This is a genomic window from Streptomyces milbemycinicus, from assembly GCF_002154605.1.
Classification (GTDB): Bacteria; Actinomycetota; Actinomycetes; order Streptomycetales; family Streptomycetaceae; genus Streptomyces; species Streptomyces milbemycinicus.
The window spans coordinates 1-3,076 of sequence record NZ_MUNE01000634.1; the positions used below are offsets into that span (position 1 = coordinate 1).

1 protein-coding gene is annotated in these 3,076 nt (G+C 67.8%); it reads right to left on the reverse strand.

What is annotated here, in order from left to right; translation table 11 throughout:
• Positions 1–3,076: type I polyketide synthase (locus CCN51_RS41085; protein ID WP_143676049.1), on the reverse strand; the 3,076-nt coding region annotated here is incomplete at both ends.

Genomic DNA, 3,076 nt, shown 5'->3' on the forward strand with positions numbered 1-3,076 from the left:
GTGGTGTGAGTGGAAAGCGCCGCTGACCTTCAGCGGTGTGGTCTTGCGTCCCATGGCGCGGAGGTTTTCGGCCGTAGCGTCTACGTCGTGGCGATCACCGCTGATGACCACGGACCCGGGCGCGTTGACCGCCGCGAGCGACACCCGTCCCTCAAGCCCCGTGAGGTGTTCGTGGAGTTCGTCGGGGTCTGCTTGGAGGGTGGTCATGGCGCCGGTGGCGGGGAGAGATTGCATGAGGCGGGCGCGGGTGGTGACCAGGCGGGCCGCGTCGGGGAGGGTGAGGATCCCGGCAAGGTGGGCTGCGGTGATCTCTCCGAGGGAGTGACCCGCGTAATAGTGGGGGGTAAGGCCGTAGTGTTCGGTGACCAGGCGGTGCAGGGCGACCTGGAGGGCGAACAGCGCGGGCTGGGCGTAGCGGGTCTGGTGGAGCAGCTGGGCGGTGTCGGTGCCCGGCTCGGCGAACATGACATCCCGCAGGGGATGGTCGAGGTGTGGGTCGAGGTGTGCGCAGGCTTCGTCCATGGCTGCGGCGAACAGCGGGAAGGCGTGGTACAGCTCGTGTCCCATACGGGGGCGTTGCGTGCCCTGCCCGGAACACACAAACGCCAGCTTCCCCGCACCGCTCGCCACGCCCCGTACGAGCCCGGTGTGCTCCTCACCGGCCCCCAGAGCTCCCAGCTCTTCGAGGAAGGCTTCGCGGTCGGGGCCCAGGAGTACGGCACGGTGGTCGAAGGCGGTACGGCCGGAGGCCAGCGCATACCCGATATCAGCCAGGCCCACCTCGGGGTGAGCTGTCAGGTAGGTGCGCAGCTGTGCTGCCTGTGCTTGCAGTGCCTGTTCGGACTTGGCCGAGACCATCCACGGAGAGGAAGAAGGAGAGCCGGCGCCGGGTTCCCTGTCCTGTGTGGGTGGTGCCTGTTCGAGGATGATGTGGGCGTTGGTGCCACTGACCCCGAAGGACGATACCCCCGCACGCCGCGCACGCCCCGTCGCCGGCCACGGCACCGCCTCCGTCAGCAGCCGCACCCCGCCCGAGGACCAGTCCACATGCGGCGACGGCTCCTGCACATGCAACGTCCGCGGCAACACCCCATACCGCATCGCCATCACCATCTTGATAACACCCGCAACCCCCGCCGCGGCCTGCGCATGCCCGATATTCGACTTCACCGACCCCAACCAGACAGGTCGATCATCAGGGCGTTCCTGACCGTAGGTCGCCAGCAACGCCTGCGCCTCGATCGGATCCCCAAGAGTCGTTCCTGTGCCATGCCCCTCCACCGCGTCGATCTCCGGGACCGTCAGCCCTGCGGCAGCCAACGCCTGCCGGATCACCCGCTGCTGCGACGGACCATTCGGCGCCGTCAAACCATTCGACGCACCATCCTGATTCACCGCCGAACCCCGCACCACCGCCAACACCCGATGCCCCAACCGCCGCGCATCAGACAACCGCTCCACCAACAGGATGCCCACGCCCTCGCCCCAGCCGGTTCCGTCGGCGGTGGAGGAGAAGGCCCGGCACCGGCCGTCTGTGGAAAGTCCCCGCTGTCGCGCGAACTCGACGAAAGTGGTGGGGGTGGACATGACGGTGACCCCGCCGGCCAGGGCCATCGAGCATTCCCCTGACCGCAGTGCCTGGCTGGCCAGATGCAGGGCGACCAGGGACGACGAGCACGCCGTGTCCACGGTGACGGCGGGGCCCTCCAAGCCCAGGGTGTAGGCGATTCGGCCCGATGCGATGCTGCTCGAGCTGCCGGTGAGGACATAGCCCTCGACGGACTCCGGTGAACGCTCCAGGTGGATCGCGTAGTCCTGGGCATTGATGCCGGTGAAGACACCGACAGGACTGCCTTGCAGCGACCGTGGGTCGATATGCGCTCGCTCCAGGACCTCCCAGCTGGTCTCCAGCAAGAGCCGCTGCTGGGGGTCCATGGCCAGTGCCTCGCGGGGACTGATGTCGAAGAAGGCGGGGTCGAACTCGGCCGCGTCGTACAAGAAGCCGCCCTGCTGGGTGTAACAGGTGCCCTTGTGCGCGGGGTCAGGGTGGAAGATTCCCGTAAGGTCCCAGCCGCGGTTTGTCGGGAAGTCCGCGATCGCGTCGCGTTCCATGAGGATGAGATCCCAGAACTCCTCGGGCGTACTCACGCCGCCCGGGAACCGGCATGCCATGCCGATGATCGCGATGGAGTCGTCGGCCTTGGCGGCGGGACTGAATGCCACTGCGCTCGCTGGGCCGGATTCCTCACCCACCAATTCGGTTTGCAGATACTGGGCGAGCTTGGTCGGCGTCGGGTGATCGAAGATGAGGCTGGTGGGGAGGCGGAGTCCGGCAAGGGCGGTCAGCCGGTTGCGGGTCTCAACGGCGGCGAGGGAATCGAGTCCCAGTTCCTTGAAGGGCCGGTCGGAGGGCACCGCGTCGATGTCGCTGTGTCCGAGGACCGAGGCCACCTGCGCCCGTACGAGTTGGAGAAGCACCTCCTGTTGCTCGCCCGGGCTTCGGTCGGCCAGTTGCCGGTGCAGGGCCGTCTCGGAATCCTGATCCATCGCCTGCCGGGTACGTTGCGTCCGGGCTTCGGGAATGTCCTGGGTGAGCGGAACGGATTCGCCGCCGGGGCTCAGGTTGGCGGCGAAGGAGCCCCAGTCGATGTCGGCGATGATGTGGTGCGCTTGCCCCGGGCTGGCGATGGCCTGCGAAAGCGCGGTGAGCGCCGGTTCCGTGGGCAGGGGGAGCAGACCTCGGCGTGCCAGGTGCCCAGTGATTTCGGCGTTGGCCAGGCCGCCCTGCTCCCAGAGTCCCCAGGCGATTGAGGTGGCGGGGAGTCCTTGGGCGCGACGGTGCTGGGCCAGGGCGTCGAGGTAGGCGTTGGCGGCGGCGTAGTTGGCCTGCCCAGGGCTGCCGAAGGTGGCCGCCGTGGAGGAGATCAGGACAAAGGCATCGAGGTCCAGATGCCGAGTGAGGTTGTGCAGATGGTGGGCGGCGTGTGCCTTGGGGCCGAGAACGGTCGATAGGCGATCACGAGTCTGAGCGGCCAACGTGGCGTCGTCGAGGACACCTGCGGTGTGGATGATGGTG